This is a genomic window from Streptosporangium sp. NPDC087985 (assembly GCF_044741965.1).
GTDB lineage: Bacteria > Actinomycetota > Actinomycetes > Streptosporangiales > Streptosporangiaceae > Streptosporangium.
This window is the reverse complement of sequence record NZ_JBIUTQ010000001.1, coordinates 410,872-436,357: the sequence shown is the minus strand read 5'-3', so window position 1 is coordinate 436,357 and position 25,486 is coordinate 410,872. Positions and strand designations below refer to the sequence as shown.

General features: G+C 68.3%; 27 protein-coding genes and 2 CRISPR repeat arrays (1 of these 29 cut by a window edge). Of the genes, 7 read left to right on the top strand and 20 right to left on the bottom strand.

Features of this window, described 5'->3' with window-relative positions:
- Positions 1–7: 7 nt before the first annotated feature.
- The 9 genes from ACIN94_RS02165 to ACIN94_RS02125 all read right to left on the bottom strand — a co-directional run bounded on the left by ACIN94_RS02165 (position 8) and on the right by ACIN94_RS02125 (position 9,621).
- Positions 8–2,503 (bottom strand): NADH-quinone oxidoreductase subunit G, encoded by a 2,496-nt coding sequence (locus ACIN94_RS02165; RefSeq protein ID WP_400698368.1) that lies wholly within the window; start codon positions 2,501–2,503, stop codon positions 8–10.
- Positions 2,500–3,786, bottom strand: a complete 1,287-nt coding sequence (gene nuoF / locus ACIN94_RS02160) for an NADH-quinone oxidoreductase subunit NuoF (RefSeq protein WP_400698365.1) — start codon at positions 3,784–3,786, stop codon at positions 2,500–2,502. The genes ACIN94_RS02165 and nuoF overlap by 4 nt, the downstream gene beginning before the upstream one ends.
- A complete protein-coding gene (nuoE, locus tag ACIN94_RS02155; RefSeq protein WP_400698362.1) occupies positions 3,783–4,442 on the bottom strand; it encodes an NADH-quinone oxidoreductase subunit NuoE in 660 nt (219 codons plus the stop codon). Before nuoE ends, nuoF begins: the two co-directional genes overlap by 4 nt.
- A complete protein-coding gene (locus ACIN94_RS02150) occupies positions 4,439–5,764 on the bottom strand; it encodes an NADH-quinone oxidoreductase subunit D (RefSeq protein ID WP_400698359.1) in 1,326 nt (441 codons plus the stop codon). Before ACIN94_RS02150 ends, nuoE begins: the two co-directional genes overlap by 4 nt.
- A complete protein-coding gene (locus ACIN94_RS02145; protein ID WP_400698356.1) occupies positions 5,761–6,438 on the bottom strand; it encodes an NADH-quinone oxidoreductase subunit C in 678 nt (225 codons plus the stop codon). The genes ACIN94_RS02150 and ACIN94_RS02145 overlap by 4 nt, the downstream gene beginning before the upstream one ends.
- Positions 6,435–6,986 carry a NuoB/complex I 20 kDa subunit family protein gene (locus ACIN94_RS02140; protein WP_400698353.1) on the bottom strand — a complete coding sequence of 184 codons (552 nt, stop codon included), beginning with the start codon at positions 6,984–6,986 and terminating at the stop codon, positions 6,435–6,437. The genes ACIN94_RS02145 and ACIN94_RS02140 overlap by 4 nt, the downstream gene beginning before the upstream one ends.
- A gap of 2 nt (positions 6,987–6,988) precedes the next feature.
- The gene (locus tag ACIN94_RS02135; protein WP_031169666.1) at positions 6,989–7,348 is read right to left on the bottom strand and encodes an NADH-quinone oxidoreductase subunit A; all 360 of its coding nucleotides are present in this window, start codon (positions 7,346–7,348) and stop codon (positions 6,989–6,991) included.
- A gap of 120 nt (positions 7,349–7,468) precedes the next feature.
- Positions 7,469–8,746 carry a geranylgeranyl reductase family protein gene (locus ACIN94_RS02130; protein WP_400698348.1) on the bottom strand — a complete coding sequence of 426 codons (1,278 nt, stop codon included), beginning with the start codon at positions 8,744–8,746 and terminating at the stop codon, positions 7,469–7,471.
- A 149-nt stretch (positions 8,747–8,895) separates the two neighbouring features.
- Entirely contained in the window at positions 8,896–9,621 is a 726-nt protein-coding gene (locus ACIN94_RS02125) for a demethylmenaquinone methyltransferase (RefSeq protein ID WP_400698345.1), read from the bottom strand.
- A gap of 78 nt (positions 9,622–9,699) precedes the next feature.
- Here ACIN94_RS02125 and ACIN94_RS02120 point away from each other — a divergent pair, with 78 nt between their 5' ends.
- Positions 9,700–10,950, top strand: a complete 1,251-nt coding sequence (locus ACIN94_RS02120) for a hypothetical protein (protein WP_400698342.1) — start codon at positions 9,700–9,702, stop codon at positions 10,948–10,950.
- On the opposite strand, the gene ACIN94_RS02115 is transcribed toward ACIN94_RS02120, so the two are convergent.
- Positions 10,951–11,148, bottom strand: a complete 198-nt coding sequence (locus ACIN94_RS02115) for a DUF4229 domain-containing protein (protein ID WP_400698339.1) — start codon at positions 11,146–11,148, stop codon at positions 10,951–10,953.
- Positions 11,149–11,410: 262 nt separating this feature from the next.
- Between ACIN94_RS02115 and ACIN94_RS02110 the strand changes: the two genes are divergently transcribed.
- Entirely contained in the window at positions 11,411–11,650 is a 240-nt protein-coding gene (locus ACIN94_RS02110; RefSeq protein WP_012887349.1) for a BldC family transcriptional regulator, read from the top strand.
- A 138-nt stretch (positions 11,651–11,788) separates the two neighbouring features.
- On the opposite strand, the gene ACIN94_RS02105 is transcribed toward ACIN94_RS02110, so the two are convergent.
- Together ACIN94_RS02105 and ACIN94_RS02100 are read right to left on the bottom strand one after the other, a co-directional pair.
- Positions 11,789–12,028: a hypothetical protein gene (locus ACIN94_RS02105; RefSeq protein WP_400698336.1), complete on the bottom strand. Its 240-nt coding sequence runs from the start codon at positions 12,026–12,028 to the stop codon at positions 11,789–11,791.
- Positions 12,029–12,038: 10 nt separating this feature from the next.
- Positions 12,039–12,875 (bottom strand): hypothetical protein, encoded by an 837-nt coding sequence (locus tag ACIN94_RS02100; protein ID WP_400698333.1) that lies wholly within the window; start codon positions 12,873–12,875, stop codon positions 12,039–12,041.
- Between the two features lie 112 nt (positions 12,876–12,987).
- Here ACIN94_RS02100 and ACIN94_RS02095 point away from each other — a divergent pair, with 112 nt between their 5' ends.
- Positions 12,988–13,287, top strand: a complete 300-nt coding sequence (locus tag ACIN94_RS02095) for a PLD nuclease N-terminal domain-containing protein (protein WP_400698330.1) — start codon at positions 12,988–12,990, stop codon at positions 13,285–13,287.
- A gap of 48 nt (positions 13,288–13,335) precedes the next feature.
- On the opposite strand, the gene ccsB is transcribed toward ACIN94_RS02095, so the two are convergent.
- The 8 genes from ccsB to ACIN94_RS02055 all read right to left on the bottom strand — a co-directional run bounded on the left by ccsB (position 13,336) and on the right by ACIN94_RS02055 (position 20,460).
- Positions 13,336–14,313, bottom strand: coding sequence for a c-type cytochrome biogenesis protein CcsB (gene ccsB, locus ACIN94_RS02090; RefSeq protein ID WP_400698327.1), 978 nt, complete (start codon positions 14,311–14,313; stop codon positions 13,336–13,338).
- The gene (locus ACIN94_RS02085; protein ID WP_400698325.1) at positions 14,303–15,973 is read right to left on the bottom strand and encodes a cytochrome c biogenesis protein ResB; all 1,671 of its coding nucleotides are present in this window, start codon (positions 15,971–15,973) and stop codon (positions 14,303–14,305) included. The genes ccsB and ACIN94_RS02085 overlap by 11 nt, the downstream gene beginning before the upstream one ends.
- 11 nt (positions 15,974–15,984) lie before the next feature.
- Complete coding sequence (locus ACIN94_RS02080) at positions 15,985–16,719, bottom strand: cytochrome c biogenesis CcdA family protein (protein ID WP_400698323.1); 735 nt, start codon at positions 16,717–16,719, stop codon at positions 15,985–15,987.
- Positions 16,709–17,278 (bottom strand): TlpA family protein disulfide reductase, encoded by a 570-nt coding sequence (locus tag ACIN94_RS02075; protein WP_400698321.1) that lies wholly within the window; start codon positions 17,276–17,278, stop codon positions 16,709–16,711. The genes ACIN94_RS02080 and ACIN94_RS02075 overlap by 11 nt, the downstream gene beginning before the upstream one ends.
- A 56-nt stretch (positions 17,279–17,334) precedes the next feature.
- Positions 17,335–17,973 (bottom strand): histidine phosphatase family protein, encoded by a 639-nt coding sequence (locus ACIN94_RS02070; protein WP_400698318.1) that lies wholly within the window; start codon positions 17,971–17,973, stop codon positions 17,335–17,337.
- A 42-nt stretch (positions 17,974–18,015) separates the two neighbouring features.
- Positions 18,016–18,924, bottom strand: coding sequence for a LysR family transcriptional regulator (locus tag ACIN94_RS02065; RefSeq protein WP_400698315.1), 909 nt, complete (start codon positions 18,922–18,924; stop codon positions 18,016–18,018).
- A 419-nt stretch (positions 18,925–19,343) separates the two neighbouring features.
- A complete protein-coding gene (locus ACIN94_RS02060; RefSeq protein ID WP_400698313.1) occupies positions 19,344–19,568 on the bottom strand; it encodes a DUF397 domain-containing protein in 225 nt (74 codons plus the stop codon).
- Positions 19,569–19,599: 31 nt separating this feature from the next.
- Complete coding sequence (locus tag ACIN94_RS02055) at positions 19,600–20,460, bottom strand: helix-turn-helix domain-containing protein (protein ID WP_400698310.1); 861 nt, start codon at positions 20,458–20,460, stop codon at positions 19,600–19,602.
- 294 nt (positions 20,461–20,754) lie between these two features.
- On the opposite strand from ACIN94_RS02055, the gene ACIN94_RS02050 reads away from it, so the two are divergent.
- The 4 genes from ACIN94_RS02050 to istB all read left to right on the top strand — a co-directional run bounded on the left by ACIN94_RS02050 (position 20,755) and on the right by istB (position 25,317).
- Complete coding sequence (locus ACIN94_RS02050; RefSeq protein ID WP_400698307.1) at positions 20,755–21,021, top strand: hypothetical protein; 267 nt, start codon at positions 20,755–20,757, stop codon at positions 21,019–21,021.
- A complete protein-coding gene (locus tag ACIN94_RS02045) occupies positions 21,018–21,542 on the top strand; it encodes an ATP-binding protein (protein WP_400698305.1) in 525 nt (174 codons plus the stop codon). The genes ACIN94_RS02050 and ACIN94_RS02045 overlap by 4 nt, the downstream gene beginning before the upstream one ends.
- A 280-nt stretch (positions 21,543–21,822) precedes the next feature.
- A CRISPR array of direct repeats spans positions 21,823–22,766; the repeat unit is 29 nt; unit sequence GGGACCATCCCCGCGTGCGCGGGGAGCAC.
- 236 nt (positions 22,767–23,002) lie between these two features.
- Positions 23,003–24,541, top strand: coding sequence for an IS21 family transposase (gene istA, locus ACIN94_RS02040; protein WP_400699933.1), 1,539 nt, complete (start codon positions 23,003–23,005; stop codon positions 24,539–24,541).
- Positions 24,538–25,317, top strand: coding sequence for an IS21-like element helper ATPase IstB (istB, locus tag ACIN94_RS02035; protein ID WP_399533119.1), 780 nt, complete (start codon positions 24,538–24,540; stop codon positions 25,315–25,317). The genes istA and istB overlap by 4 nt, the downstream gene beginning before the upstream one ends.
- Positions 25,318–25,465: 148 nt before the next feature.
- A CRISPR array of direct repeats spans positions 25,466–25,486; the repeat unit is 29 nt (it continues 496 nt past the right edge of the window).

Below are 25,486 nucleotides of genomic sequence, written 5' to 3'. Positions count from 1 at the left end.
TGGTCGCTCACCGCTCCTCATTCGCTTCGCGGGCGGCTCGTTCCTCGCCGACCACTCCGCTCATTGCGTCGGGTTCGCTCGCGAAGGCACTCCCGATCTTGACGATGTCACCGGCGGTGGCGCCCAGGTCGCGGGTCACCGAGCGGCCGGCGGAGTTCGCCGGCAGCCAGACCACCCTGTCGGGCAGGTCGGCGATCCGTACCGGCAGGCTCAGCGAGCCCTGCCCCGTGGTGACGGTGATCTTGTCGCCGTCGGCGACGCCGGACTCGGCCGCGGTGGCCGCCGAGACCAGAGCCTCGCCCGTCCGGGCGGTGCCCGCGAGGTACGGCTCACCGTCCTGCAGACGGCCGTCGTCGAGCAGCAGGTGCCAGGTGGCCAGGACCGCCTCCCCCGCCCCGGGGGCGGTGGCCGCCCGGGCGCTCACGGCCGGGGCCGCGGTCCGGGAGCCGCGCCACGCGCCGATGGAGCCGAGCTCGCGGCGGACGGCGGCGGGGTCCGGGAGACCGAGGTGCACGTCCATGTGGTCGGCGATCGCCGAGAGGGCCCGCAGGTCGCTCATGATCCCGGGGACCGGGAGCGCCTCCTCGAACGTACGGCCGCGTCCCTCCCAGTTGACGAACGTGCCGGACTTCTCGGTCACCGTGGCGACCGGCAGCACCACGTCGGCGCGGTCGGTGACCGCGCTGGCGCGCTGCTCCAGGCTCACGATGAACGGGGTGTTCTCCAGGGCCGCCAGGGCGGCCTCGGGGTCGGCCAGGTCGTAGGGGTCGACACCGGCGACGACGAGGGCGTCGAGCTCCTCGTTCAGCGCCGCCGCCAGGATGGCGGAGGTGTCGCGGCCCGGGACCTCGGGGAGCGAGGCGACGTTCCACACCCTGGCCACTTCGGCGCGGGCGGTCTCGTCGTCGGCCGGACGGCCGATCGGCAGCAGGTTCGGCAGCGCTCCGGCCTCGATCGCGCCACGCTCACCGGCGCGGCGCGGGACCCAGGCCAGGCGGGCACCGCTGGACTCGGCCAGCCGTACCAGCGCGGACAGGGCGCCCGGCGCGGTGGCGAGCCGCTCACCGGCGAGGATGACCGTGCCCGGCTGCGTGACCGCCTCGGAGATCGGCGAGACCCCGGAGAGCAGGTCCTCGACGGCCGCGGCCTCGGCGCCGGGCAGCGTGCGCACCAGCGTGCCGCCCATCTTGGCCAGCGACTCGGTGGCGAACGGCGCGATCGAGAAGACCTTCAGGCCCTTCTTCCGCCACGCCTTGCGCAGGCGCAGGAAGACGATCGGCGACTCGTCCTCGGGCTCGAAGCCCACCAGGAGCACGGCCGGAGCCTTCTCCAGGTCGCGGTAGCGGATCTCGATGCCCTTGCCCGCGACGGCGTGCGCGAGGAACTGCGCCTCCTCCGCGGAGTGGGGCCGGGACCGGAAGTCGACGTCGTTGGTACCGAGCGCGATCCGGGCGAACTTGGCGTAGCCGTAGGCCTCCTCGACGGTGACCCGGCCACCGACGAGCACCCCGGCCTTGCCGCGGGCGGCGGCCAGGCCCTTGGCCGCGGCGGCGAGCGCCTCGGGCCAGGAGGCCGGCACCAGGTGGCCCTCCTCGTCACGGACGAGGGGGGTCTTCAGCCGGTCGGGCTGGGTGGCGTAGGTGAAGGCCCAGCGACCCTTGTCGCAGTTCCACTCCTCGTTGACCTCCGGGTCGTCCCCGGCCAGCCGGCGGGTGACCTTGCCCCGGCGGTGGTCGGTGCGGAGCGAGCAGCCGCTGGCGCAGTGCTCGCACGCGCTGGGCGTGGAGACCAGGTCGAACGGGCGGGCCTGGAACCGGTAGGCGGCACCGGTCAGCGCGCCCACCGGGCAGATCTGGATGGTGTTGCCCGAGAAGTAGGACTCGAACGGCTCGCCGTCGGCGGTGCCGACCTGTTCCTTGGCCCCGCGCTCGAAGAAGTCGATGAGCGGGTCACCGGCGATCTCATCGGAGAAGCGGATGCAGCGGGCGCACTGGACGCAGCGCTCGCGGTCGAGCAGCACCTCGGTGGAGAGCGCGATCGGCTTCTCGAAGGTGCGCTTCTTCTCCTGGAAACGGCTCTCGCCCTGGCCGTTGGACATGGCCTGGTTCTGCAGCGGGCACTCGCCGCCCTTGTCGCAGACCGGGCAGTCCAGCGGGTGGTTGAGCAGCAGCAGCTCCATCACACCGCGCTGCGCCTTCTCGGCGACCGGGGAGGTGAGCTGGGTCTGGACGACCATGCCCGGGGCGACCTCGATGGCGCAGGAGGGCTGCGGCTTCGGGAAGCCGCGGCCGTTGCCCGCGTCGGGGATGTCCACCAGGCACTGGCGGCAGTTGGCCGCCGGCTCCAGAAGCGGGTGGTCGCAGAACCTGGGAATCTGGATTCCGAGCAGCTCGGCGGCCCGGATGATCAGCGTGCCCTTCGGGACGCTCACCTCGAAGCCGTCGATCGTGAGGGTCACCAGGTCCACCGGCGCCTGGGCCGGGGTCGTCGCTTCGACTGTCATGCGGTCCCCCAAACCGTGGACGGAGCGTGATCGAACGGGCAGCCGCCGATCTCGAAGTGCTTGAGGTACTCGTCGCGGAAGTACTTCACCGACGAGTGGATGGGGCTGGTGGCGCCGTCGCCCAGGGCGCAGAAGGAGCGTCCCAGGATGTTGTCGGCGATGTCGGTGATCGTGGTCAGGTCCTCCTCGGTGCCCTGACCCTTCTCCAGCCGCTTGAGCACCTGCTTGAGCCAGTAGGTGCCCTCCCGGCAGGGGGTGCACTTACCGCAGGACTCGTGCGCGTAGAACTCGGTCCACCGCAGGACGGCCCGGACCACGCAGGTGGTCTCGTCGAAGATCTGCAGGGCTCGGGTGCCGAGCATGGAGCCCTTGGCCCCGACCGACTCGAAGTCGAGCGGGACGTCCAGGTGCTCGTCGGTGAAGATCGGGGTGCTCGACCCGCCGGGGGTCCAGAACTTGATCTGGTGTCCCTCGCGGATACCGCCCGCCATGTCGAGCAGCTCCCGCAGCGTGATGCCGAGCGGGGCCTCGTACTGGCCGGGGCGGGTGACGTGACCGCTCAGCGAGAAGATGCCGAAACCCTTGGACTTCTCGGTGCCCATCCCCGCGAACCAGTCGGCCCCGTTGGAGATGATCGAGGGGACGCTGGCCACGGACTCCACGTTGTTCACGACGGTGGGCGAGGCGTAGAGGCCCGCCACGGCCGGGAAGGGGGGCTTGAGCCGAGGCTGGCCGCGGTAGCCCTCCAGCGAGTCCAGCAGCGCCGTCTCCTCGCCGCAGATGTAGGCGCCCGCTCCGCTGTGGACCACGAGCTCCAGGTCGAAACCGGAGCCGAAGATGTCCTTGCCGAGCAGCCCCTTGTCGTACGCCTCCGCGACGGCCGCCTGCAGGCGGCGGATGACGTGCAGCACCTCGCCGCGGACGTAGATGAAGGCGTGGTTGGCGCGGATCGCGTAGGACGTGATGATGACGCCCTCGACCAGCGAGTGCGGGTTGGCCATCATCAACGGGATGTCCTTGCACGTTCCCGGCTCGGACTCGTCGGCGTTGACCACCAGGTAGTGCGGCTTGCCGTCACCCTGGGGGATGAAGCCCCACTTCATGCCGGTGGGGAAGCCCGCGCCGCCACGGCCGCGCAGACCGGAGTCCTTGACGGCCTGGATGACGGCGTCGGGGTCCATGCCCAGCGCCTTCCTGGCCGCCGAGTAGTCGCCGTAACCCTCCAAGGTGAAGGAGTTGGGCTGGTCCCAGTTCGCGGTGAGGACCGGAGTGAGAGTCGTCATGGTGCCTCGGGGGCCTTCCATCCGTTGGCCTTGGCGATCTTGAGTCCTTCAAGTGAGGGACCGTTCGCCGAGGGACCGTCGCCGGCCAGACCGTCGGGCAGGCCGGACAGCACCCGCGAGGCCTCCTTGAAGGTGCACAGCTTCTTGGGACCGCGGGTCGGCGAGATCTCCTTGCCGTCCCTCAGGTCGTCGACGAGCTGCTTGGCCGAGTCGGGGGTCTGGTTGTCGAAGAACTCCCAGTTGACCATCATCACCGGGGCGAAGTCGCAGGCGGCGTTGCACTCCAGCCGCTCCAGCGAGATCTTCCCGTCCGGGGTCGCCTCGTCGTGGCCGACGCCGACGTGCTCCGACAGCTCGTCCCAGATCTGGTCGCCGCCCATGACCGCGCACAGCGTGTTGATGCACACGCCGACGTGGTAGTCGCCCGCCGGCTTGCGCTTGTACATCGTGTAGAAGGTCGACACACCCACGACCTCGGCCTTGCTCAGGCCGAGGATCTCGGCGCAGAACTCCTGACCGTCGTCGGAGACGTAACCGTCCTCAGACTGCACCAGGTGCAGCAGCGGCAGCAGGGCCGACCGCGTCTTGGGGTAACGGCCGATGATCTCCTTGGCGTCTCGTTCCAGACGCTCGCGGACTTCCGGTGTATAGGTCACCGGTCCACACCTCCCATGACCGGGTCGATCGAAGCCACTGCCGAGATTACGTCGGCGACCATACCGCCCTCGCACATCACGGGCATGGCCTGCAGGTTCGTGAAGGACGGGTCGCGGAAGTGAACACGGTAGGGCCGGGTGCCGCCGTCGCTGACCACGTGGGCGGCGAGCTCGCCGCGGGGCGACTCGACCGAGGCGAAAGCCTGCCCCGCCGGGACCCGGAAGCCCTCGGTCACCAGCTTGAAGTGGTGGATCAGCGCCTCCATCGAACCGCTCATGATGTGCGCGATGTGGTCGGGGGAGTTGCCGAGACCGTCAGGGCCGAGCGCGAGCTGCGCGGGCCAGCCGATCTTCTTGTCGTCCACCATCACGCGGCCGCCCTTGAGCGGGCCGGACAGGCGGTCCAGAGCCTGCTCAATGATCTTGAGCGACTCCTCCATCTCGGCCATGCGCACGAGGTAGCGGCCGTAGACGTCGGCGGTCTTCTCGGTCGGGACGTCGAACTCGTAGGTCTCGTAACCGCAGTAGGGCTGCGACTTGCGCAGGTCCCAGGGCAGGCCCGCGGCCCGCAGGATCGGGCCGGTGACACCCAGGGCCATGCAGCCGGTGAGGTCGAGGTAGGCGACGTCCTTGGTGCGGGCCAGGTAGACCGGGTTCGCATCGAGGATCTTGCGCATGTCCTTGATGCGCTCCGGCATGACCTTGAGCAGCTCGCCGACCTTGTCCACGGCACCGGCCGGAAGGTCGACGGAGACGCCGCCGGGCCGGACGTAGGCCATGTTCATCCGCAGGCCGGTGATGTACTCCATCACGTCGAGCACCATCTCGCGCTCGCGGAGCCCGAAGAGGAACGGCGTGGTCGCGCCCAGCTCCATGCCGAAGGTGCCGACGGCCATCAGGTGCGAGGAGATGCGGGTGAGTTCCATCATCATCACGCGGATGGCCTGAGCCCGCTCGGGGATCCGGTCGGTGATGCCGAGCAGCTTCTCGATGCCCATGCAGTAGGCGGTCTCGTTGAAGATCGGCGCCAGGTAGTCCATCCGGGTGACGAACGTGGTCCCCTGGGTCCACGTCCGGAACTCGGTGTTCTTCTCGATGCCGGTGTGCAGGTAGCCGATGACCGTGCGGGCCTCGGTGACCGTCTCGCCGTCCAGGTTCAGGACCAGGCGCAGCACACCGTGCGTGGACGGGTGCTGCGGGCCCATGTTGACGACGAGCTGCTCGTCCTGCTGGCCGGTGAGGGTTTCGACGAGCTCCGTCCAGTCGTTGCCGGAGACGGTGTAGACCTTGCCCTCAGTGGCTTCCTCATACGGAACGGTCACTTGTACGACCTCCTCTCATCCGGCGCGGGAATCTGGGCACCGCGGTATTCGATCGGGATGCCGCCCAGCGGGTAGTCCTTGCGCTGGGGGTGACCGTCCCAGTCGTCGGGCATCATGATGCGGGTCAGCGACGGGTGGCCGTCGAAGACGATCCCGAAGAAGTCCCAGGTCTCCCGCTCGTGCCAGTCATGGGTCGGGTAGACCGAAACGGTGGAGGGCATGTGGGGGTCGGCGTCGGGACAGGACACCTCAAGGCGCAGGCGCCGGTTGTGCGTGATCGAGCACAGGTGGATCACCGCGTGCAGCTCCTCACCCTCCAGGTGGGGATAGTGCACGCCGGAGACGCCGAGCGAGAGCTCGAAGCGCAGGGCCGGGTCGTCGCGCAGGATCCTGGCGACCTCCAGCAGGCGCTCGCGCCTGACGTGGAAGGTCAGCTCGTCGCGGTCCACGACAACACGCTCGATCGCGTCGCTCAGGTCGCCGCCCAGCGCCCGCTCCAGCTCGTCGGCGATGACGTCGAAGTAACCGCCGTAGGGGCGGACGGTGGACAGCTGGGGCTTGCGCCGTACGACCAGGCCACCGTAACCGGAGGTGTCACCGGATCCTGAGGCGCCGAACATGCCCAGGTGGGCGATCGGCTCCTCCGGAACCTCGGGGAGATTGTCCGTACTCATTTGGCTGTTCCCTGGTCGATGAGCGGCAGCGTCCGCAGCGCCTGCAGTTCGAGCTCGTCGATCTGCTTGGCACGGTGCGCGCCGAACTTCATGTTCTGGATCTTGTCGTGCAGCTTGACGATCGCGTCGATGAGCATCTCGGGCCGCGGCGGACAGCCGGGCAGGTAGATGTCCACGGGGACGACGTGGTCCACGCCCTGCACGATGGCGTAGTTGTTGAACATGCCACCGCTGGAGGCGCAGACGCCCATGGCGATGACCCACTTGGGCTCGGCCATCTGGTCGTAGATCTGGCGCAGCACCGGGGCCATCTTCTGGGACACCCGGCCGGCCACGATCATCAGGTCGGCCTGACGGGGAGACGCCGAAGCGCGCTCCATGCCGAAGCGCGCCAGGTCGTGCTTGGGACCACCCGTGGACATCAGCTCGATGGCGCAACAGGCGAGACCGAAGGTCGCCGGCCAGACGGAGTTCTTACGCGCCCAGCCGGCAACCTGCTCGACCGTGCTGAGCATGAACCCGCTCGGAAGTTTCTCTTCAAGTCCCATATCTAGTCCCAGTCCAGACCCTTGCGGCGCCACACGTACGCGTAGGCCACGAGCACGGTGACGATGAACAGCACCATCTCGACCAACCCGAACATCCCGAGCTGGTCGAACGCGACCGCCCACGGGTAGAGGAAGATGATCTCGATGTCGAACACGATGAAGAGCATCGCGGTGATCATGTACTTCAACGGGAAGCGACCACCGCCGACAGGTTGGGGTGTCGGCTCGATCCCGCATTCGTAGGCGTCGAGTTTCGCGCGGTTCCAGCGCCTGGGACCGGTGAAGGGTGCGATCGTCACTGAGAAGATCGCAAATCCCGCCGCGAGAACGGCGAGCACCAGGATGGGTGCGTACAGCTCCATCGCTACGCCTCCTCTCCCATCTCCACGCGCGCCGGCGCGTAGCTCATCACGTTGTTTTGTTGTGCAAGTTTATGCAGGGGGATCATCGCTCTGTTCCAGGTGCGGAGACGTCTGATGCGGTCATGCCGGTGGCGCGACCTTCGACAGAGCGTTGATGATGCGGTCTGACGCGTCGCCTCGCCGGTCGGTGAGGTTAGCAAGAAGTTTGAGCGCGAAGCGCATCAGGCCGGGGTGCGGCAGCGCGTGACGTGTGAAGAAGTCCATCACGCCCCGGTGCCCGATGAGTTCCACGAAGCCCCTGCCAAGACTGAAGTAGCCACCGTAGGCGTCCTTCAGCGTCTGAGGATAGGCCCGCAGCACACGCTCCCGTTGGGCGGGGGTCGCTCTGGCCAGCGCCTGGACGATGGTCTCGGCCGCGATATGGCCGGTCTCCATGGCATAGGCGATGCCCTCACCGTTGAACGGGTTGATCATCCCGCCCGCGTCGCCGACCAGCACCAGGCCCCGGGTGTAGTGCGGCTGGCGGTTGAAGGCCATCGGCAGCGCCGCGCCCCTGATGGGGCCCGTCATGTTCTCCTCGACGTAGCCCCACTCGGGGGGCATGCCCTTGACCCAGCGCTTGAGCAGGTCGCGGTAGTCCATGCCCTTGAAGGCCTCGGAGGTGTTCAGCAGTCCCAGGCCCACGTTGGACGTGCCGTCGCCGACGCCGAAGATCCAGCCGTAACCGGGCAGCAGGGTGTCGCCGTCCCACAGCTCCAGCCAGGTCTCCAGGTAGTCGTCGTCGTGTCGCGGACTCTCGAAATAGGTCCGTACGGCGACGCCCATCGGGCGGTCCTCGCGCTTGTGCAGCCCCATCGCCAGGGAGATCCGGGTGGAGTTGCCGTCGGCGGCGACCACCAGGCGGGACCGGTAGGAGACCTCCTCGCCGTCCTTCTTCGCCGTCACACCCACGATGTGGCCGCTGCGGTCGTCGAGGATCGGGGCGGTGACGTTGACCCCCTGCAGCAGACGGACCCCGCCGCGCACCGCGTTGTCCGCGAGGATCTCGTCGAAGTCCTGCCGGGTGCGGACCAGTCCGAAGTCCGGGTAGCTGGACAGCTCGGGCCAGTCGAGCTCGAATCGCAATCCGCCGCCGACCACGCGCAGGCCCTTGTTCCTGACCCAGCCGGGGGCGTCGATGTCGATCCCCATGGCGATGAGCTGCTTGACCGCCCGGGGCGTCAGCCCGTCGCCGCAGACCTTCTCACGGGGGAATGTAGTCTTCTCCAGCAACAGGACGTCGAGCCCGGCCTGCGCGAGGTGGAAAGCGGTTGTCGAACCGGCGGGCCCGGCGCCGACGACGATGACGTCGGCATCAGTATCAGCGACATTCCGCTGCACGGCGGCTGGCACGGTCACGGGACCTGTCCTGTCCTACAAACTCTGACGGCCTCGGGGTGAGGGGCTCTTCGTTCCTTTGTGAAGGTCTTCACAAACTTGTCGGGCCGAAGTCTAGCCCCTTTGAGGGATGAAGTGGCAGTCGGGTACGGCTATCGCCTGCGAATCTTCTATACAGGCTTATATGCACGGTGGAGTGCCACGATGCCGAAAGCGAGATTACGCCAGGCGACCCGTTCCCAGCCCGCGCCTTGAATGATCTTCGCCAGCGCCGCCTGGTCCGGCCACTCCCTGATCGACTCCGCCAGATACTCGTAGGAGTCGTCGTTGGAGCCGACCAGCTTGGCGGCCTGCGGCATGAGCTTCATGAGGTACTGGGAGTAGATGAGGTCGAAGGACCTGTTCGTGGGGTGGGAGAACTCCAGGATCACCAGGCGCGCTCCCGGCTTGGCCACCCGGAGCATCTCGCGCAGGGCCTGATCGGTGTCCTGGACGTTCCGCAGCGCGGTCGAGATCGTCACCGCGTCGAAGACCTCGTCGGCGAAGGGCAGCCGCAGCGCGTCGCCCGCGACGAAGGTGACGCCCCGCACCCCGCCGCCGGAGAGACCGGAGCCACCCCGCCGCCGCACGCCGGTGCGCAGCATGCCGAGCGAGAAGTCCGAGGCGATCGCACGGGCGCCCAGCGTGGTGAAGGCGTCGGTGGAGGTGCCGGTGCCCGCCCCCAGGTCGAGGACCAGCTCCCCGGGGCCCGCGTCGACGGCCGCCGCGGTCGCCTTGCGCCACAGCCTGACCTGCCCAAGGGAGATCACGTCGTTGACCAGATCGTATCGCCGGGCCGTGCGATCAAACATCGCGGCGACCTCATGCGGTTGCTTGTCCAGCGAAGCGCGCGTCATGAGGATAAGCCTAGGCCTGCTTGGACAATCCACGGAAAGTAGCCACGACGTCACTCTCGGTCTGCTAGAAATTGCCGAATGTTTGCCCGAACCACTTCACTGCTGGCCGCGGCCTTGATTCTGGTCCCCGCCGGGGTCGCCGCCGCCGGCACCACGGAGCACAGCAGAGTCGTCTCCGCCGCTCCGGTGAGAACCACCCCGCACGTGCTCAACGGGATCGTCAACGCCCTCGCCCTGGTGGACGGCACGGTGGTGGTCGGCGGCTCCTTCAGCGAGGTGCGCGACGCCGGGAGCACGACGGTCCTGGAACGCGACAACATCTTCGCCTACGACCTGGCCACCGGGCGGATCCTGCCCGGCTTCGCGCCGTACCTCGACCGCCCGGTGTACGCCCTGGCGGCGGGCACCGGGGGCACCGTCTACACCGGCGGCGAGTTCGCAGTGACCGACGGGGTGCGCGCCAAGGGCCTGGTCCGCCTGCGGCTGTCCGACGGCTCGCCGGTGACCGGCTTCGACGCCCCGGTCCAGGGAGGCATGGTCACCAGCCTGGTCCGCAACGGCTCCCATCTCTACGTGGGCGGCGACTTCACCGGCGTGGGCCACACCCTCCGCACGGCTCTCGCCCGGCTGGACACCACCACCGGCGCCGTGGATCCGGGCTTCACGATCCGGCCGGGCGCGCCCCGGAGCGGCCGGGTCAAGGTCCAGGCGATGGCGCTCTCCGGGGACCGGCTGGCGGTCGACGGCAACTTCACCACCCTCGACGGCCAGTCGCGGCCCCAACTCGGCCTGGTCGACGTCGGCGCCCTGCCCGCGGCGGTGGCCGACTGGCGGACGGACGCCTACGCCGGCAAGTGCATGGACGTCTTCCCCAGCTACGTGAGAGGCCTGGACTTCGCCCCCGGCGGCGACTACTTCGCGGTCGTCACGACCGGCGGGCCCATGGGGGCCAGGACGATGTGCGACACCGCCGCACGCTTCGAGACCCGTACCAGGGGAGAGGTGAGACCGACATGGGTGAACCACACCGGTGGCGACTCCCTCTATTCGGTTGCGGTCACCGGCGCGGCCGTCTACGTGGGTGGCCACCAGCGCTGGCTGGACAATCCCCTCGGCCACGATTCGGCCGGCCCGGGGGCGGTGGAACGGCCAGGCATCGGAGCGATCCATCCGCAGACCGGGAAGGCACTCAAGTGGAATCCGACAAGAGAGCGCGGAATCGGCGTCAAGGCATTCCTGGCCCATCCGGGCGGACTACTCGTGGGGAGTGACACAACCCGGCTGGGCCACGAGTACCATGCCCGAGTCGGCATGTTCCCGTTGCCGTGATCACTCCCGATTCTTGGTGATTCGCTCACTCACCGCGTCGCGCTGTTTGGACAGCAGAACGTAACTGGCCACACCGCTTATCAGGAGTGACGCGACCAGAAGGATCAGCGGCTGACGGAGGCCGAGAAGATAGAGCACACCGAAGGTCACGGCCAGGAGGCCCAGCCGGGACGCGGTGTAAACGAAGACAGGATGCACAGCGTCGAGGTTACGTCACTCTGCCCGCATGAACGCGGGCACGGAGACAGAGCCAACGCCCCCCGCGTCAAGCACAGGCAATGCTAGTGTGCCCAACAGATCAGTTTCGTAAAGAAACAACCACGAGAGTCCCAAAGAGGCTCTATCATATAACAATCGGGCAGTCAGTCGATAACAACCCGTGATCTTTGTTCAAAAGCACGGATAAATCAGGCTTCGCTCGGCACACTGGTTACCTGTCCGCCCGCTGGCAGGAAGCGGGATGCGAGGGGGAGAGATTGTGGAGAGTAGCAGCGAGCGTCTGCTGACGCCCGGAGAGGTTGCCGCCCTCTTCCGGGTCGACCCAAAAACGGTTACACGCTGGGCCGCGGCAGGCCGTATCAGCAGCATCCGTACCCCCGGAGGGCACCGGCGGTTCCGCGAGTCGGAAGTGCACGCCCTTCTGCGCGGAGAGGACGTACTGACGGCCGAACGGCCGGCAGGCGAGTCCCCGCGCGTCTGACGACTTATGACGTCACACCATCGGTGATCCTGCGCGCCCTACCCGGAAGCCGCAGGGTCACCGTGGAGTCGTATAAGATGCCGTCTTTCGCTCCGCGACCGGTGACCTCCCCCCCACAACCGAGTCGCCGCGCTGACGTCAGCTGTCCTGCTCGGCCTTGAAAGCCAGGAACTCCCGCTCCAGCTCGTCGTTCTCCTCGATCCACCGGCGCCGCCGCCGCGCCGACTCCTCCTCCGTGAGTGCCTCGGGCAGCCAGCGGTCGTAGTCCGGATCCCCCGGTGAGAGCTCCACATACGCGTTGCCGATCAGGCGCCCGTCATCGCTGGACAGGCTCTGCGGCACACGCAGAGTCCCGTCAGCGAGCCGGATGACGTACATCCCAGATCACCTAGATTCCGTAGCGCCGGTTGAAGAACAACATGACATTGAGCGCCATCCGCGTGTCACCGCCCAGCATGTCCACCAGGGCGGGGCGCTGCCGGGAGGCGATGGCGGCGAAGGCGTCGGCGAAGAACTCCCTGCGGCCCAGCTCCCCCGGCTGCCGGTGGAAGCCCGAGGCCAGCACGGGAACGCACTGGGCGTAGAGGGCGGCGAACTCCGGGGAGTCGGAGACCCAGTCCCCGTGGGGCGCGTCCACGTCGTCCAGGGCGTGTCCGATCTCGTGCATCATCACGTCGGGGGTGGGTGAGGGGCGATCGCCCACCACCACCTTGCGGTCACCGTACGCTCCAGCGCAGATGTCCCAGGTGGCCCGGCCCGACGGCAGCGGCGCACCCCGCAGGTAGGCCATGTCGTCCAGGTCGGGCACCCCGCCCTCCCCGACGTAGATGCCGTCGAGGCCCTCGGCCAGCTTGTCCTTCAACCGGTCCGGCAGCCTGGCGAGGCTCTCCACGGCCCGCACGATCTCGGGGGGCGGCGACCCCTGCCAGGAGTCCCACTGGCGGTGCAGGATGCGCTCAAGGCTCCCGCAGTGCCGCAGGCCGTCGCCCAGGTCAGGGAGGTCCGGAGCGTTGGGCTGCGCCCGGGGACGCTCGTCCTCCAGCTCGAAGTCCTGCCAGGTGTACTGCGGGCGGTCCACCACGGGCGCCGTCACGGCGCCCAACCGCCACTCGGGCTTCGGCGGGACCTCACGCGGCACCTCCCTGACGGCACTCTCCGTGTGCTGGGACGGACCACGCTGCCACCAGCGCCGCCGATGACGGCCCTTGTCCGCTGAACTCGCCATCACGCCCCCGGGGGAAGTGGCAACAGGTCCCACCGTACGACGTGGACCTCCACCCGTCATCCGGAACGACGGCCTTGGCACACCCCCGCTTGGAATGGCTTACAGTTCGGGCATGCCCCTGCTTGTTGCTCTGGCACTGCTCGCCTTCTGGCTCTACTGCCTGTTCGACGCCATCACCACGCCGGACGAGCAGTCCAGGAACCTGCCCAAACTGGTATGGGTGATCATCATTGTGCTGCTGCCGCCCTTCGGCGGCCTGTTCTGGCTCCTGCTCGGCCGGCCCTTCGGCCCCCAGGAGCCTCGCGCGTTCCCACCTCAGGAGAGGCAGGCGCGCCCCCGCGCCCCGAAGGGCCCCGACGACGACCCCGACTTCCTCAAGGATCTCGACCGGCGGCTGCGCGACGATGAGTAGGCGAGGGCACGCGGGGGCGGACCCCACGTCAGGGATGTCCCCCGGCGGTCAGGGGACCTCCGCGTAGGAGTGCAGCCCGCCGAGGAAGATGTTCACCCCGACCAGGTTGAACAGCAGGCAGCCGAAGGCGATGAGCTGCACGATCATGGCGGCCCTGCCCTTGAAGCCCGCGGTGGCCCGGGCGTGCAGGTAGGCGGCGTAGGCGATCCAGGTGATGAAGGCCCAGACCTCCTTGGGGTCCCAGCCCCAGTAACGGCCCCAGGCCTTGTCCGCCCAGAGGGCGCCGGCGATGACGGCGAAGGTCCAGATCGGGAAGCCGATCACGATGGCCCGGTGCGCGACCCGGTCCAGGTCCGCCAGGGACGGCAGGCGGACGGCGGTGTCCTTCCTGACCAGGTAGAGGATGCCGGAGACCCCGGCCATGATGAACAGGCCGCTGGCGATGATCGCCGCCGACACGTGGATCGCGACCCAGTAGGAGTTGAGCGCGGGCACCACCGGTCCGGCCTGCACATGCAGATACCGTACGGCGAAGCCGAGCCCGAGAGCCGCCGCGACCGTGACGAACGCACCGAGGAAGCGGGTCCCGTAGCGGATGCTCATGAACAGGAACGCGCCCACCGCCGCGAAGCACATCGCGACCACAAACTCGTACATGTTGCCCCACGGCCACCGGCCCACGGCCAGGCCGCGGGTGAGGATGGACACCAGGTGCGTGGCCAAGCCGAGCCAGGTCAGCCCGGCCGCGACCGGACCGGCCCACACCGTCCAGGCCGGAGGCGCCTTCTCGACGGGACCGCGGTCCTCCTCGGCGGGGCTGTCCTCCCCGGAGTCGGACGGGGCCGTGACCGTACCACCGCCGACCGTGGCGAGCGCGGGTTCGGCCCGCGCCCCGGCCCTGACCTTCGACCGGCCGAAGCCGAGGTCGAGGGCATAGCCGATCATCGCGAAGACGTAGAGCAGCACCGTCGCCAAGATGAACTGATCGCTCAGCATGGCGAGGCCGGCGTTGACCTCAGCGGTCATCCTTCACTCCTGGATTCAGAGCGGAGACGATCTCGGCGAACTCCTCGCTGAAATCGCCGCCTTCGTTACGTGTGAGACCGCCCACCTCGACGCGCCGGCGTCCGTGCTCGCGACGTCCTTCCGTCCGTCCCGAGGGATCGCCCGGCTCCTCCCCCGCTCCCTGCCCTGTCGCCGGAGCCACGTCCTTCAGCCGTACCCACACCCTTCGGCGGCGAACGGTCAGGGAGAGCACCAGGCCGAAGACGGCCAGGACGGCGGCCACGAACGCGGGCATCCGGCCCGGATCGTGGGTGATCTGGAGCGCGATCCACTCCTTGACGCCGGTGAACTCGATCGATCCCATGCCGTTCGGCAGATCGAGCTTCTTGCCCACGGCCAGCGGGTCGGCCTTCATGACCAGCGGCTTCATCTTCTTCAGGCTCGCCGGGTCGAGCTCGTAGACCGACTGGGGCCGGCCGTTCCTCATGCCCAGGTCACCGGCGAACGCGCCGTACACCTGGGCCGTGGGGTTGGCCGCACCGGGGAAGACCGACACCCATTGTCCGTTCATCGGCACGGTGGTCGGCAGGAAGGCCACCAGGAGGCCGAGCTGTTCCGGCTGGGCGTCCGGCACCTTGATCACGCATTCGGAGGTGAAGGTGGCCGGCTGGGCGACCAGACACGGCACCGGGCCGTCGAAGGCGACCTGCCCCTTACCATCTGTGATCTTGAAGGTGGGCGCGTAGCCGTGGTCGATCAGGTAGGTCAGCGTACCGTTGACGTCCAGTGGCTCGTTGACCTTGAGTTCGTAGTCGCGCTCCGGCGCTCCGGGGGCGTCGGTGACCTTGAGCTTCGCCCCGAAGTCCAGGGGCTGTCCCCGCCGCTCGCCCATGGCGATGTAGGTGGCCTGGAAGTCGTCGAGGGTGAAGGAGAACGGCTCCAGCGACTCGGCGCTCACCTGCTGGCCGGGCATGTAACGGTCGTAGGCGGCGACCGTGTTGGCGAACCCGTCCCCCTCCACGACCAGCACGTTGCCGCGGTAGCCGTACAGCGCCCCCGCCCCGACCGCGACCAGCAGCCCGAGCAGTGCGACATGGAACACCAGGTTGCCGGTCTCGCGCAGGTAGCCCTTCTCGGCCGCGACCCAGTCCGGGCCCGTGGTCACCCGGAACCGCTCCGCCCGCAGCCGCGCCGCCGCCGTCTCGACGGTCAGGTCGCCGTCGAACGCGGCGTGCTGGGGCAGCCGGACCAGGTTGCGCGGCGGCGCGGGCGGCTTCCTGCGCAGCTCGCGCAGGTGGGCCGCGGTACGCGGGAGCACGCAGCCGATGAGGGAGACGAACAGCAGCAGGTAGATGGCCGCGAACCACGGTGCCCTGAACACGTCGAACAGCCAGAACCGGTCCAGCCACTCGGCGAGCGTCGGGCTGTCGGTGAAGTACTGCGCGACCTTGGCGTCGGAGACGCCGCGCTGCGGCCAGATCGACCCCGGGACCGAGCCCAGGGCGAACAGGAACAGCAGGATCAGCGCGGTCTTCATCGAGGTCAGCGTGCGCCAGAACCAGCGCGCCCACCCCACGGGCCCGAGCTTCGCGGGCCGTACGGCGGGCCTCTCCTCGACCAGGGCCGTGTCCACGGCGACGCCCGACTGACCGTTCGACGGTTCCGGACTGGTCTCACTCACCGCGCGCTCCATCAGATCACCGGCTCGAATCCGCCGATCCACCCCTGCATCGTCACGATGAGCTCTCCCCAGAGCCCGGTGACGAGCAGCAGGCCGACCGCGACCAGCATGGTCCCGCCCACCCGGGTGATCAGCTGCGAATGGCGGCGGACCGCCTTGAAGGTGTGCAGGGCCCTGCGGTAGGCCAGCCCGGCCGCCAGGAACGGCAGGCCCAGGCCGAGCGCGTAGGCGAAGGCCAGCAACGCGCCGCGCCCGGCGCTGCCCTCGGTGAGGCCGAGGGTGAGCACGACCCCGAGGGTCGGGCCGATGCAGGGCGTCCAGCCGAGGCCGAACACCACCCCGAGCAGGGGCGCCCCGGCGAGACCGGCGGCGGGGAAACGGTGGATGCGGAAGTCACGCTGGAGGCCGGGGACGACTCCCATGAAGGCCAGGCCCAGCACGATGGTGAGCGCGCCCAGCACGCGCGTGATGACCTCGACGTTACCGAGCAGTGCCGCGCCGAGCCCGCCGAAGAGCGCCCCGCCGGCCACGAACACCACGGCGAAGCCGAGGACGAACAGCGCGATTCCCGCGACCATGCGCCCTCGTCTGGGGTCGGCGCTCATCCCGGTCACGTATGACAGGTAGCCGGGGACGAGCGGCAGCACGCAGGGCGACAGGAAGGAGACCAGACCGGCGGCCACCGCGATCGGCAGCGCGAGGACGAGCGACCCGCTCGCCACCGTGCTCGCCAGATCAGCGCTCATCGCCGACCTTGGTGACCGTGCTGAGCAGGTCGTTGTAGGTGACCGCGCCGAGCGCCCGAGCCGCGATCCGGCCCTGCCGGTCGATGATCAGCGTCGACGGGATGGCCGCCGGGGGGACCGTGCCCTGGAAGGAGAGCGCGACCTTGCCCGGCTGGTCGAAGATGCTTGGATAGCCGGACTGCTGGCTGCGCTCGAAGGCGAGCGCGTCGGCCCTGCGATCCTTGAAGTCGATGCCGAGGAACTCCACGCCGTCTGCCTTGGTCTTGGCGGCGATGTCCTTGAGCACCGGGGCCTCGGCCCGGCAGGGGGCGCACCAGGAGGCCCAGAAGTTGAGCACGACGACCTTGCCCTTGTGCGCGGCGAGTGTCGCCGAGCCTCCGTCGAGAGTCTCCCCCTCGACCGCGGGGGCGGGCCTACGGTCGGAGATCTCGAACAGGGTGATCTTGCCGTCACCGGCCACGAAGCGGGTGTCCCCGGACTGCGGCTGCGTCCCCTGGTTACCGGCGCAGCCGGCCACGGCCAGGAGCAGCATGGCAGCGGCGAAGGATTGTGCGCGCATGTGAGGCGGGGTCTCCCTGTACTACAACCGGTAGAGCATCAACTCTACCGGCGCGGTCACGCGCCCGGCACAGTGGGGCGCTTGACGAGCCCACCTGCGGGTTCGCCGTAACCCACGCCGATCAGCCGGTCTCCCTCGAAGGAGAAACTGGTGAGGCTGGCGAGGGCGCACTGCCTGCGGCGGGGGTCGTGCGGGAGCCGTCGGCCCTCGGCCGCGAGCCGGATGACCCAGATCGGGAGCTGGTGGCTGACCATGATCGCCTCGTGGCCGCGCGCCGTTTCGCGGGCGGTGTCGATCGCGCCCCTCATCCGCCGGACCACGTCAATGTAGCGCTCGCCCCAGGAAGGACGGAACGGGTTCCACAGGTGGCGGTAGTAGCGCGGGCTGCGGAAGATCCCGTCGCCGTTGCCGACCGAGACACCCTCGAAGATGTTCGCCGCCTCGATGAGACGCTCGTCGAGCGTGACCTCCAGGCCGAAGGTCGCGGCAAGCGGGGCCGCGGTCTCCTGCGCCCGCTCCAGCGGGGAGGAGAACAGCGCGACGACGTCGCGCCCGGCGACCGCTCTGGCAACCGTCTCGGCCATCTGCCTGCCGGTCTCCGAAAGGTGATAGTCGGGCAGCCTGCCGTACAGGACGTTGTCGGGGTTGTGCACCTCACCGTGGCGCAGGAGGTGAACGACGGTGGTCTCAGCCATGGTGCCGCCAGCCTACCGACTGGTACGGGTGGGTGGTGAACGCTAGACCGGCTGGTGGAGGACGGAGACCGCCTTGAGCGCGTCGACGGCGGCCCTGATCACCGGCCTGCGGGTCGCGTCGCTCCGCCAGAGCGCGTAGATCTTCCGGGTCGGGCGCGGCAGGATCGGGATGACCCGCACCCCGGCCGGGACGGAGTCACGGCCGAGCCGGGGGATGATGGCGCACCCCTGCCCCGCCGCGACGAGGGCGAGCTGGGTCGGATACTCGTCCACCATGCAGGTGATGTCCGGCTCCAGCCCGGCCGCGCGCAGGGTGTAAACCAGCCAGTCGTGGCAGATCGTGCCGGGCGAGGAGCTGATCCACTGCTCCCCGGACAGCTCAGCTAGATTGATCTCCGGCCGGGCGGCCAGCGGATGGGTCCCGGGAAGGATCGCGTCCGCGATGTCGTCGAAGAGCATCGCCCGCGACAGCCCCTCGGGGATGGCGATCGGCCGGTTCGTCCAGTCCTGGATCACCGCGAGGTCGAGCTCGCCCCTGGCCACCTCGCGGATCTGCCGTTCCGGATCCCGTTCGAGGAGCTGGAGCCGGAGGTCGGGGTGATGCTCCCGCAGATGGACCAGCGCCGCGGGCAGCAGCCCCCGGGCCGCCGTGGGGAAGGCCCCGATGCTCAGCCGTCCCACGACCTCCCCGCGCAACGCCTCGAAGTCCGCCTCGGCGGTCTCCACCAGCGCGAGAATGCGCTCGGCGTGGTCGGCGAGCAGCCCGGCCGCGTCGGTCAGCCGCACCCCACGCCCGCTGCGCTCCAGCAGCGTCGCACCGGTCTCCCGCTCCAGCTTGGCGAGCTGCTGCGACACCGCCGACGGGGTCACCATGAGCGCGTCGGCCGCCGCCCCCACCGACCCGTAGACGGATACGGCGTGCAGAGCCTTGAGACGGTTGAGATCCAACATGTAAGCAATTCTAAACGACGGAGGTAAGAAATTCTCGCTTGTGCTGAATTATCGAGATGAACGACTTCACGCTGCGGGTGTTCCGGCCGGCCTCCGGTTCGCGCTGCGGTGGATGGGTGTTCCGGCCGGCCGTCTCAGTCGCTGTCTCGTTTTTCAGGCCTCCGGCCTGGCGGGCGCGCTGGTTGCGGTCCTTTAATACGCCGGCCGGAACACCCACCCACCTCCGCGCACCCCTGCCTCGCCGTACGGCAGGCGGACCGTAGCCGCTCGCTCTCAGTCCGCCCAGCGTTCTCCGTACGGCTGAAGCAATCCGTGGTAGCTCGGCACAGGGTTGATCACCGTAGCTGAAGCCTCACCTCAGAAAGGAGCGCAGGGTTAACGAGCTTCGCTCTTCAACGTCCCGCATGAGGAAATGACGATCACCTTAAGCCGTCGAACTCACCGGTTCTGATGCCATCAGTAAAGGATCGCCAGCCATCGAGAGAGAGAACCAGCGCGGGACCCTGAGGGTCCTTGCTGTCCCTGACAGCCACGATCCCCGGCAAATTGCGAGCCACCTCGACGCATGCACCGCCGTTGCCGTTGCTGCGAGAACTCTTGTGCCACTCCGCACGGGACAGGTCCACAGGCTGGTCCTTCACCATCCCGCACCCCCTTCTGCTCCTGGCTCAGCTGCTACTCTTCCAGCTCACTTGCCGCTCGCATGATGAGCGCTCGTGAAGCATCGGTAGGCAGGGCAGCAGCGCGTAAATAGTCGAACATCAGCGTATAACGCTCTACTTCGGGCTGCTTCTCTAAATAAATCGTTCCGGTGGGGTATTCGATGTAGACCACATCAAGGTCGTTCGGCCCGAACCCGAGAATATGGAACCCTCCGCCCATGGCGGGATGCGCACCAACCGAGAACGGAAGGACCTGGAGGGTCACGTTTGGCCGGGTAGCGGACTCGGCCAGGTACTCAAGCTGCGTGCGCATCGTCTGGATGCCACCCACCGGCCGCCGGATGGCTGCTTCGTTGACGATCACCCAAAGGTGCAGCGAACCATCGCCTGCCAGCAGTTTCTGACGTGCGACGCGTACCGCCACACGTTGATCGATCTCTTCTTCGGATGCTCTGATCTGTGCGGCACGATGCACTGCGCGTATGTAGTCCTCCGTCTGCAGCAGTCCTGGCACGAATTCGGACTCGTAGAGGTGAAGCGCCGACGCCTCTGACTCCAGCCCGACATAGACCTCGAACCACTCGGGGACGGCTTGCCCATAAGCGTGCCACCACCCTCGCTGACGCGCTTCTCGCGCCAGAGCGAGCAACGCGTCATGTTCGCCGGACTCGATCTCGTATATGGCCAGCAACGCTCGCACATCGCTGGGCTGTACGGCACGACGGCCGGTCTCAAAGCGGCTCAACTTGGTGGCATGCCAATCAAGCTGAGCCGCTACCTGATCGATGGTCAGGCCTCTTTCTTCACGGATACGCCGTAGTTCAGAGGCGAGCCGACGACGCCTGACCGTTGGGCTGTGTCCTTGACGAACCACTACCGGCTCCCTTCGCCGTGGATCTCGGTCTCTTGCTCCCGCCCAAACCGTAGAGGTTTTGTCAGATGCCGTCTGGCAGTTGCCAAACAGCGGTTAGCTGGAGCACACTTGCGATGGCTCCACGATCCGGCATTGCGGCGCTTACGTACGGCCACTTAAAGCAACCGTTCCATCACGTTAAGAGATGGATTGCCGGACTTACCCCTCCGCTGCTCTGAGATTCGCGACCGCATGCCTTGCATGCCGTACGGCCGACGAAAGGCAATCAGGGAGATGAAGGTGTGTGATCCGCAAGTGCAGTTCATTCATCTGGTGCGGCTGGGATGGGACCTCAGAGTCCTCGGCGTCGGCACCTCATTGGTGCTGCCCACGACCGGGCCACCGATCCTGGAGGTCACATCCGCAGGCGACCGGCGCATCCGCATCACCGCCGTCCGCCGCGCCTGCGGCTGGGTCTTCACCTGGCGGCCCCGGTGGTCGCGGCTGTGGCGGCGGAGCGACTACGTGTGGGCCGAGGCCGACAACGTCGCCGACATCATCGTCTCGGCGGTGATCGTATGAGCACGACGGCCCTCTCACCGGCCGCCTGCCGCTACGAACGCCACCAGGCCACCACCCCCCGCTGGGCCACCCTGCGTCTGCTCGGCCACGCCGAGTTCCCCGCCACCCCCACCGCCGTCGCCACCGCCCGCCAATGGATCCGCGACCTGCTGACCGGAAGAACCAGCGCCCCCACTCTCGACGACGCGATCCTCCTGCTCAGCGAGATCATGACCAACGCCGTCATCCACTCCGACTCCGGCCGCACCCCCAACGGCTCAGTCATGATCTGCATCGGCACCGACATCGGCACCGGCGCTGACGGCAACACAGGAAAGCTCCACCTCGAAGTCATCGACGACGGCTCGGCCACGAACATCCCCTTCATCCGTGCCGCCGACACCGACAGCGACGGCGGACGCGGCCTGCTCCTGGTTGACCTGATCGCCACCGACTGGGGCACCCACCACGACCACGAGACAGGCAACGCCGTCTGGTTCCACCTCACCGACCACGCACCAGGCCACCACCATCCCCGCTGAAGACCGTTTGCCGGGAAGCGCACGCCTTCGAGACACCCCGCCCGTGCACTTCTCGGCAAACGACCTCCCGCCAACCACCACCCGGCTTCGCCGTACCTGGTGCTCTGTCCATTACCTGTGAGTGTGCTTTGGTAAGCGCGCTCCCCAGCAGCTCCCGCCTTACGACGTGAGCGTTCTCCCTCGCGGGAGTTCTCGCCTCAACGCCAACGCGGGCGACGGCGGGCGCGGCCCCGCCCGGCCTTACGGCCTGGACTTACACCGGCTGTCGGGTAGACCCGGGTCCACCATCCCCGCATGCGCGGGGAGCACAGACAGGACGCACTCGGGCGAGCTCCACCGATGGGACCATCTCCGCGTGCGCGGGGAGCACACGACATTCTCGCCGACTCATATCTGCGCGTCGGGACCATCCCCGCGTGCGCGGGGAGCACTACACCGCGGAGCAGGTGACCATGTCGCTGCAGGGACCATCCCCGCGTGCACGGGGAGCACGGGTGGAAGGTTGAGGCCCGGCCGAGGATGACGGGACCATCCTCGCGTGCGCGGGGAGCACTCCGTGATCTCGGACTCGAAGGCAGCGAAATTGGGACCATCCCCGCGCGCGCGGGGAGCACAGGTCGGTGGGTGACGAGCCTGCTCGCATCACGGGACCATCCCCGCGTGCGCGGGGAGCACCGGAGGGGGCTTCGTCGTTCCCTGGCCTGTTCGGGGACCATCCCCGCGTGCGCGGGGAGCACGGTTTTTCCGGTTGGTGTTTTCACCGTTTGAGGGGACCATCCCCGCGTGCGCGGGGAGCACAGCCTCGCCTGCCGATATGACCTCCAGGACCGGGGACCATCCCCGCGTGCGCGGGGAGCACTTCGAAGACGAATGGACCACAACGGACCAGGGGGACCATCCCCGCGTGCGCGGGGAGCACCTTGGCCAGGCCGAGTCCGGTGTCGGGGCCGGGGGACCATCCCCGCGTGCGCGGGGAGCACTTTACGGCAGGGTCGATGACCCACGTGCGTACGGGACCATCCCCGCGTGCGCGGGGAGCACTCGACCGCCTTGCCGGCCATGTCCTTGACCCCGGGACCATCCCCGCGTGCGCGGGGAGCACCCCCCGCTACGGGACACCCGCTCCGTTGAAGTGGGACCATCCCCGCGTGCGCGGGGAGCACTTGGTGATGTCGGCGTCCTCGCGGACGGTGGCGGGACCATCCCCGCGTGCGCGGGGAGCACGGAGAGACTCGGTGAGAGCGGTCACGTGGAACTCTTGATCGGCGGACAGAAAAGTCGCGGCTGACGGACACCGGTTCCTGGTTGGCGGCCACCAAAAGTCCTGGTCAATGGCCAGGTTAATCTCCTGATCTTGTCCGTGTGTCACAGCTCGGGTCCCCCTCCGCGGGGGCTTGGGTTGCGGGTTGTCGAGACCTTGCACCCCAGACCCGCGGAGGGGGCCCGTGACGAAGTCTGGCATGGAGCTGATGGAGATTTACGAGGCTTACGACCTGACCGGGTGCGCCTGGTCGGCGGGGCAACTGGCGGGGTGTGACCCCAAGACGGTGCGCCGGTATATCGCGATCCGCGCGGCGGGCGGCAACCCGCACCAGCCAGCGCCGCGACCTAAGGCGATCGACGCGTTCCTGGCGAAGATCGAGGAGAAGGTCGACCGGTCGAAAGGGAAGATCCGCGCGGACGTGGTGCACAAAGACCTGGTCGCGATGGGATTCGCCGGGTCCGAGCGGACCACGCGGCGGGCGGTCGCCGAGATCAAGGCGGCCTGGAAGGCAGGACGGCGGCGCATCTACCGGCCCTGGGTGCCTGAGCCGGGAATGTGGCTGCAGTGGGACTGGGGCGAGGGCCCGCGGATCGGTGAGCGCCGCACGCAGCTGTTTTGTGCCTGGCTGGCCTGGTCGCGGTTTCGGGTGGTGATCCCCACCTGGGATCAGACGCTGGCCACGTTGACGTCGTGCCTGGACGCGGCGCTGCGGCGGCTGGGCGGGGCGCCGACGTATCTGCTGACCGACAACCCCAAGACGGTCACGATCGAGCACATCGCCCGCGTTGCGGTGCGCCACCCGCAGATCGTCGAGCTGGGGCGGCATTACGGGTGCGTGGTGACTACCTGCGAGCCGTTCGATCCCGAGTCCAAGGGCGGGGTGGAGGCGACGGTGAAGATCGCCAAGGCGGATCTGGTGCCCACTCATGCCAACCTCCGCGCCGCCTATGGGAGTTTCACCGAGTTGGAGCAGGCGTGCGCTGCCTGGAGTGAGCACATCAACGGCCGCCGCCATCGCGAGACACACCGGCCGCCGATCGAGATGCTGGCCGAGGAGCGCGCTCGCCTGCACGTGCTGCCCGCCGATCCCTACGTGCTCGCGCTCGGGGCCGAGCGCCTGGTCGGTGACGACCGGACCGTCCGCTGGGGCGATGTGCGCTACTCGGTGCCTCCCGGCCACGAAGGACAAACGGTCTGGTGCCGCGTCCACGGCGACGAGTTGGTCATCGTCGGCCGCTCCAGCACCGATGAGCAGCACGGTCAGCACGGTCAGCACGGTCTGAGGGAACTGTGGCGGCATCCGCTGTCGGTTCCGGGCCGGCCGCAGATCGTCGATGCCCACTATCCCGAGCATGAGTGCGGCAACGGCCCCAAAGCGCCCCGGCCTCGCCCGCGGACCAAGGCCGAAGAAGCGTTCCTGGCGATCGGGCCGGGTGCGCAGGCGTGGCTGATCGAGGCCGCCGCCACCGGAGTGGCACGGATCCGCACCAAGATGGCCCGCGCGGTCGAGCTGGCCAGCCTGCTGGGCGCGGCCCGGACGGATGAGGCGCTCGGCCTGGCCGCGATCAACGGCCGGTTCGCCGAAGCTGACCTGGCCTCCATCTGCGACCACCTCGCAGTGCATGAGCACGCCGGTGAAAACACCCGCGTCGACGAGGCTCACTCGGCCCAGCCCGGCACCGCCTCCTGGGCCGCCTTCAGTAACACCAACAGCGTCAAAGGAGATCACTCGTGAGTGTCACCCTGCCTGCGGCCCCACCGGTCCCGGCCGAGTTGGAGGCCCTGTTTCGCCGGATGCGTTTTCCTTACGCCCGCAAAGCGGCGCCCGAGGTGCTGGCGACCGCCCGCGCGCAACGCTGGGACCCGGCCGAAGTCGTGCGCGTCCTGCTCAATGAGGAGGTCGTCGGCCGCGACCAAGCGACCCGCCGCAACCGGCGCAAGAGCGCGGGTTTTCCCTCCGGCAAGACCTTCTCCTCCTGGCGGCGCGAGGGCTCCACGATCAACGAGGCCACCCAGAACGCGCTGATGACGCTGGAATGGGTCAGCCGCGCGGAGAACCTGGTGATCGCCGGACCGTCCGGCACCGGCAAGTCCCACTTCGCTGAAGCACTGTCGCATCTGGCGATCGAAAAAGACCTACGGGTGGCCTGGTTCACCCTGGAGTCTCTCAGTGCCACGGTCGGCCGGGCCAAGATCGACGGATCGGTCTCGCGCGCCATCGGCCGCATCTGCCGCAGCGACGTCATCGTTATCGACGATATCGGGTTGCTGCCGGTCGGCCACGAGACCGCCGAGGCGTTCTACCGCGTTATCGATGCCGCCTACGAGCGCCGCTCGGTCGCGGTCACCAGCAACATCCACCCATCGGGCTTCGACACCATCATGCCCAAGACGCTCGCCACCGCGACCGTCGACCGGCTGATGCACCACGCCCACCTGGTGGAGACCAGCGGCGACTCCCACCGCCTGGCTGAGGCCCTGTCCGGACGCGGAGTGATCCCGCTGACCTGACCGCCCACCCGGAGATCGACCTGGCCACCCACCGGGATTTCCAGTGGCCACGCCAGGAATTTTGATGGCCATCAGCCAGGAGAAATCTGGCCGCTCAGCTGGAGAACGGCGTGTCCGCTAGCACTCGGAATCACTCCGGGACACTCCGGGGACCATCCCCGCGTGCGCG

What these genes read in the sequence shown, in the direction of transcription:
- ACIN94_RS02165 (WP_400698368.1), bottom strand. Translation starts at nt 2,503, where the DNA reads ATGACAGTCGAAGCGACGACCCCGGCCCAGGCGCCGGTGGACCTGGTG.
- nuoF (WP_400698365.1), bottom strand. Translation starts at nt 3,786, where the DNA reads ATGACGACTCTCACTCCGGTCCTCACCGCGAACTGGGACCAGCCCAAC.
- ACIN94_RS02145 (WP_400698356.1), bottom strand. Translation starts at nt 6,438, where the DNA reads ATGAGTACGGACAATCTCCCCGAGGTTCCGGAGGAGCCGATCGCCCAC.
- ACIN94_RS02140 (WP_400698353.1), bottom strand. Translation starts at nt 6,986, where the DNA reads ATGGGACTTGAAGAGAAACTTCCGAGCGGGTTCATGCTCAGCACGGTC.
- ACIN94_RS02135 (WP_031169666.1), bottom strand. Translation starts at nt 7,348, where the DNA reads ATGGAGCTGTACGCACCCATCCTGGTGCTCGCCGTTCTCGCGGCGGGA.
- ACIN94_RS02125 (WP_400698345.1), bottom strand. Translation starts at nt 9,621, where the DNA reads ATGACGCGCGCTTCGCTGGACAAGCAACCGCATGAGGTCGCCGCGATG.
- ACIN94_RS02120 (WP_400698342.1), top strand. Translation starts at nt 9,700, where the DNA reads ATGTTTGCCCGAACCACTTCACTGCTGGCCGCGGCCTTGATTCTGGTC.
- ACIN94_RS02110 (WP_012887349.1), top strand. Translation starts at nt 11,411, where the DNA reads ATGCGAGGGGGAGAGATTGTGGAGAGTAGCAGCGAGCGTCTGCTGACG.
- ACIN94_RS02105 (WP_400698336.1), bottom strand. Translation starts at nt 12,028, where the DNA reads ATGTACGTCATCCGGCTCGCTGACGGGACTCTGCGTGTGCCGCAGAGC.
- ACIN94_RS02100 (WP_400698333.1), bottom strand. Translation starts at nt 12,875, where the DNA reads ATGGCGAGTTCAGCGGACAAGGGCCGTCATCGGCGGCGCTGGTGGCAG.
- ACIN94_RS02095 (WP_400698330.1), top strand. Translation starts at nt 12,988, where the DNA reads ATGCCCCTGCTTGTTGCTCTGGCACTGCTCGCCTTCTGGCTCTACTGC.
- ccsB (WP_400698327.1), bottom strand. Translation starts at nt 14,313, where the DNA reads ATGACCGCTGAGGTCAACGCCGGCCTCGCCATGCTGAGCGATCAGTTC.
- ACIN94_RS02080 (WP_400698323.1), bottom strand. Translation starts at nt 16,719, where the DNA reads ATGAGCGCTGATCTGGCGAGCACGGTGGCGAGCGGGTCGCTCGTCCTC.
- ACIN94_RS02075 (WP_400698321.1), bottom strand. Translation starts at nt 17,278, where the DNA reads ATGCGCGCACAATCCTTCGCCGCTGCCATGCTGCTCCTGGCCGTGGCC.
- ACIN94_RS02070 (WP_400698318.1), bottom strand. Translation starts at nt 17,973, where the DNA reads ATGGCTGAGACCACCGTCGTTCACCTCCTGCGCCACGGTGAGGTGCAC.
- ACIN94_RS02065 (WP_400698315.1), bottom strand. Translation starts at nt 18,924, where the DNA reads ATGTTGGATCTCAACCGTCTCAAGGCTCTGCACGCCGTATCCGTCTAC.
- ACIN94_RS02060 (WP_400698313.1), bottom strand. Translation starts at nt 19,568, where the DNA reads ATGGTGAAGGACCAGCCTGTGGACCTGTCCCGTGCGGAGTGGCACAAG.
- ACIN94_RS02045 (WP_400698305.1), top strand. Translation starts at nt 21,018, where the DNA reads ATGAGCACGACGGCCCTCTCACCGGCCGCCTGCCGCTACGAACGCCAC.
- istA (WP_400699933.1), top strand. Translation starts at nt 23,003, where the DNA reads ATGGAGCTGATGGAGATTTACGAGGCTTACGACCTGACCGGGTGCGCC.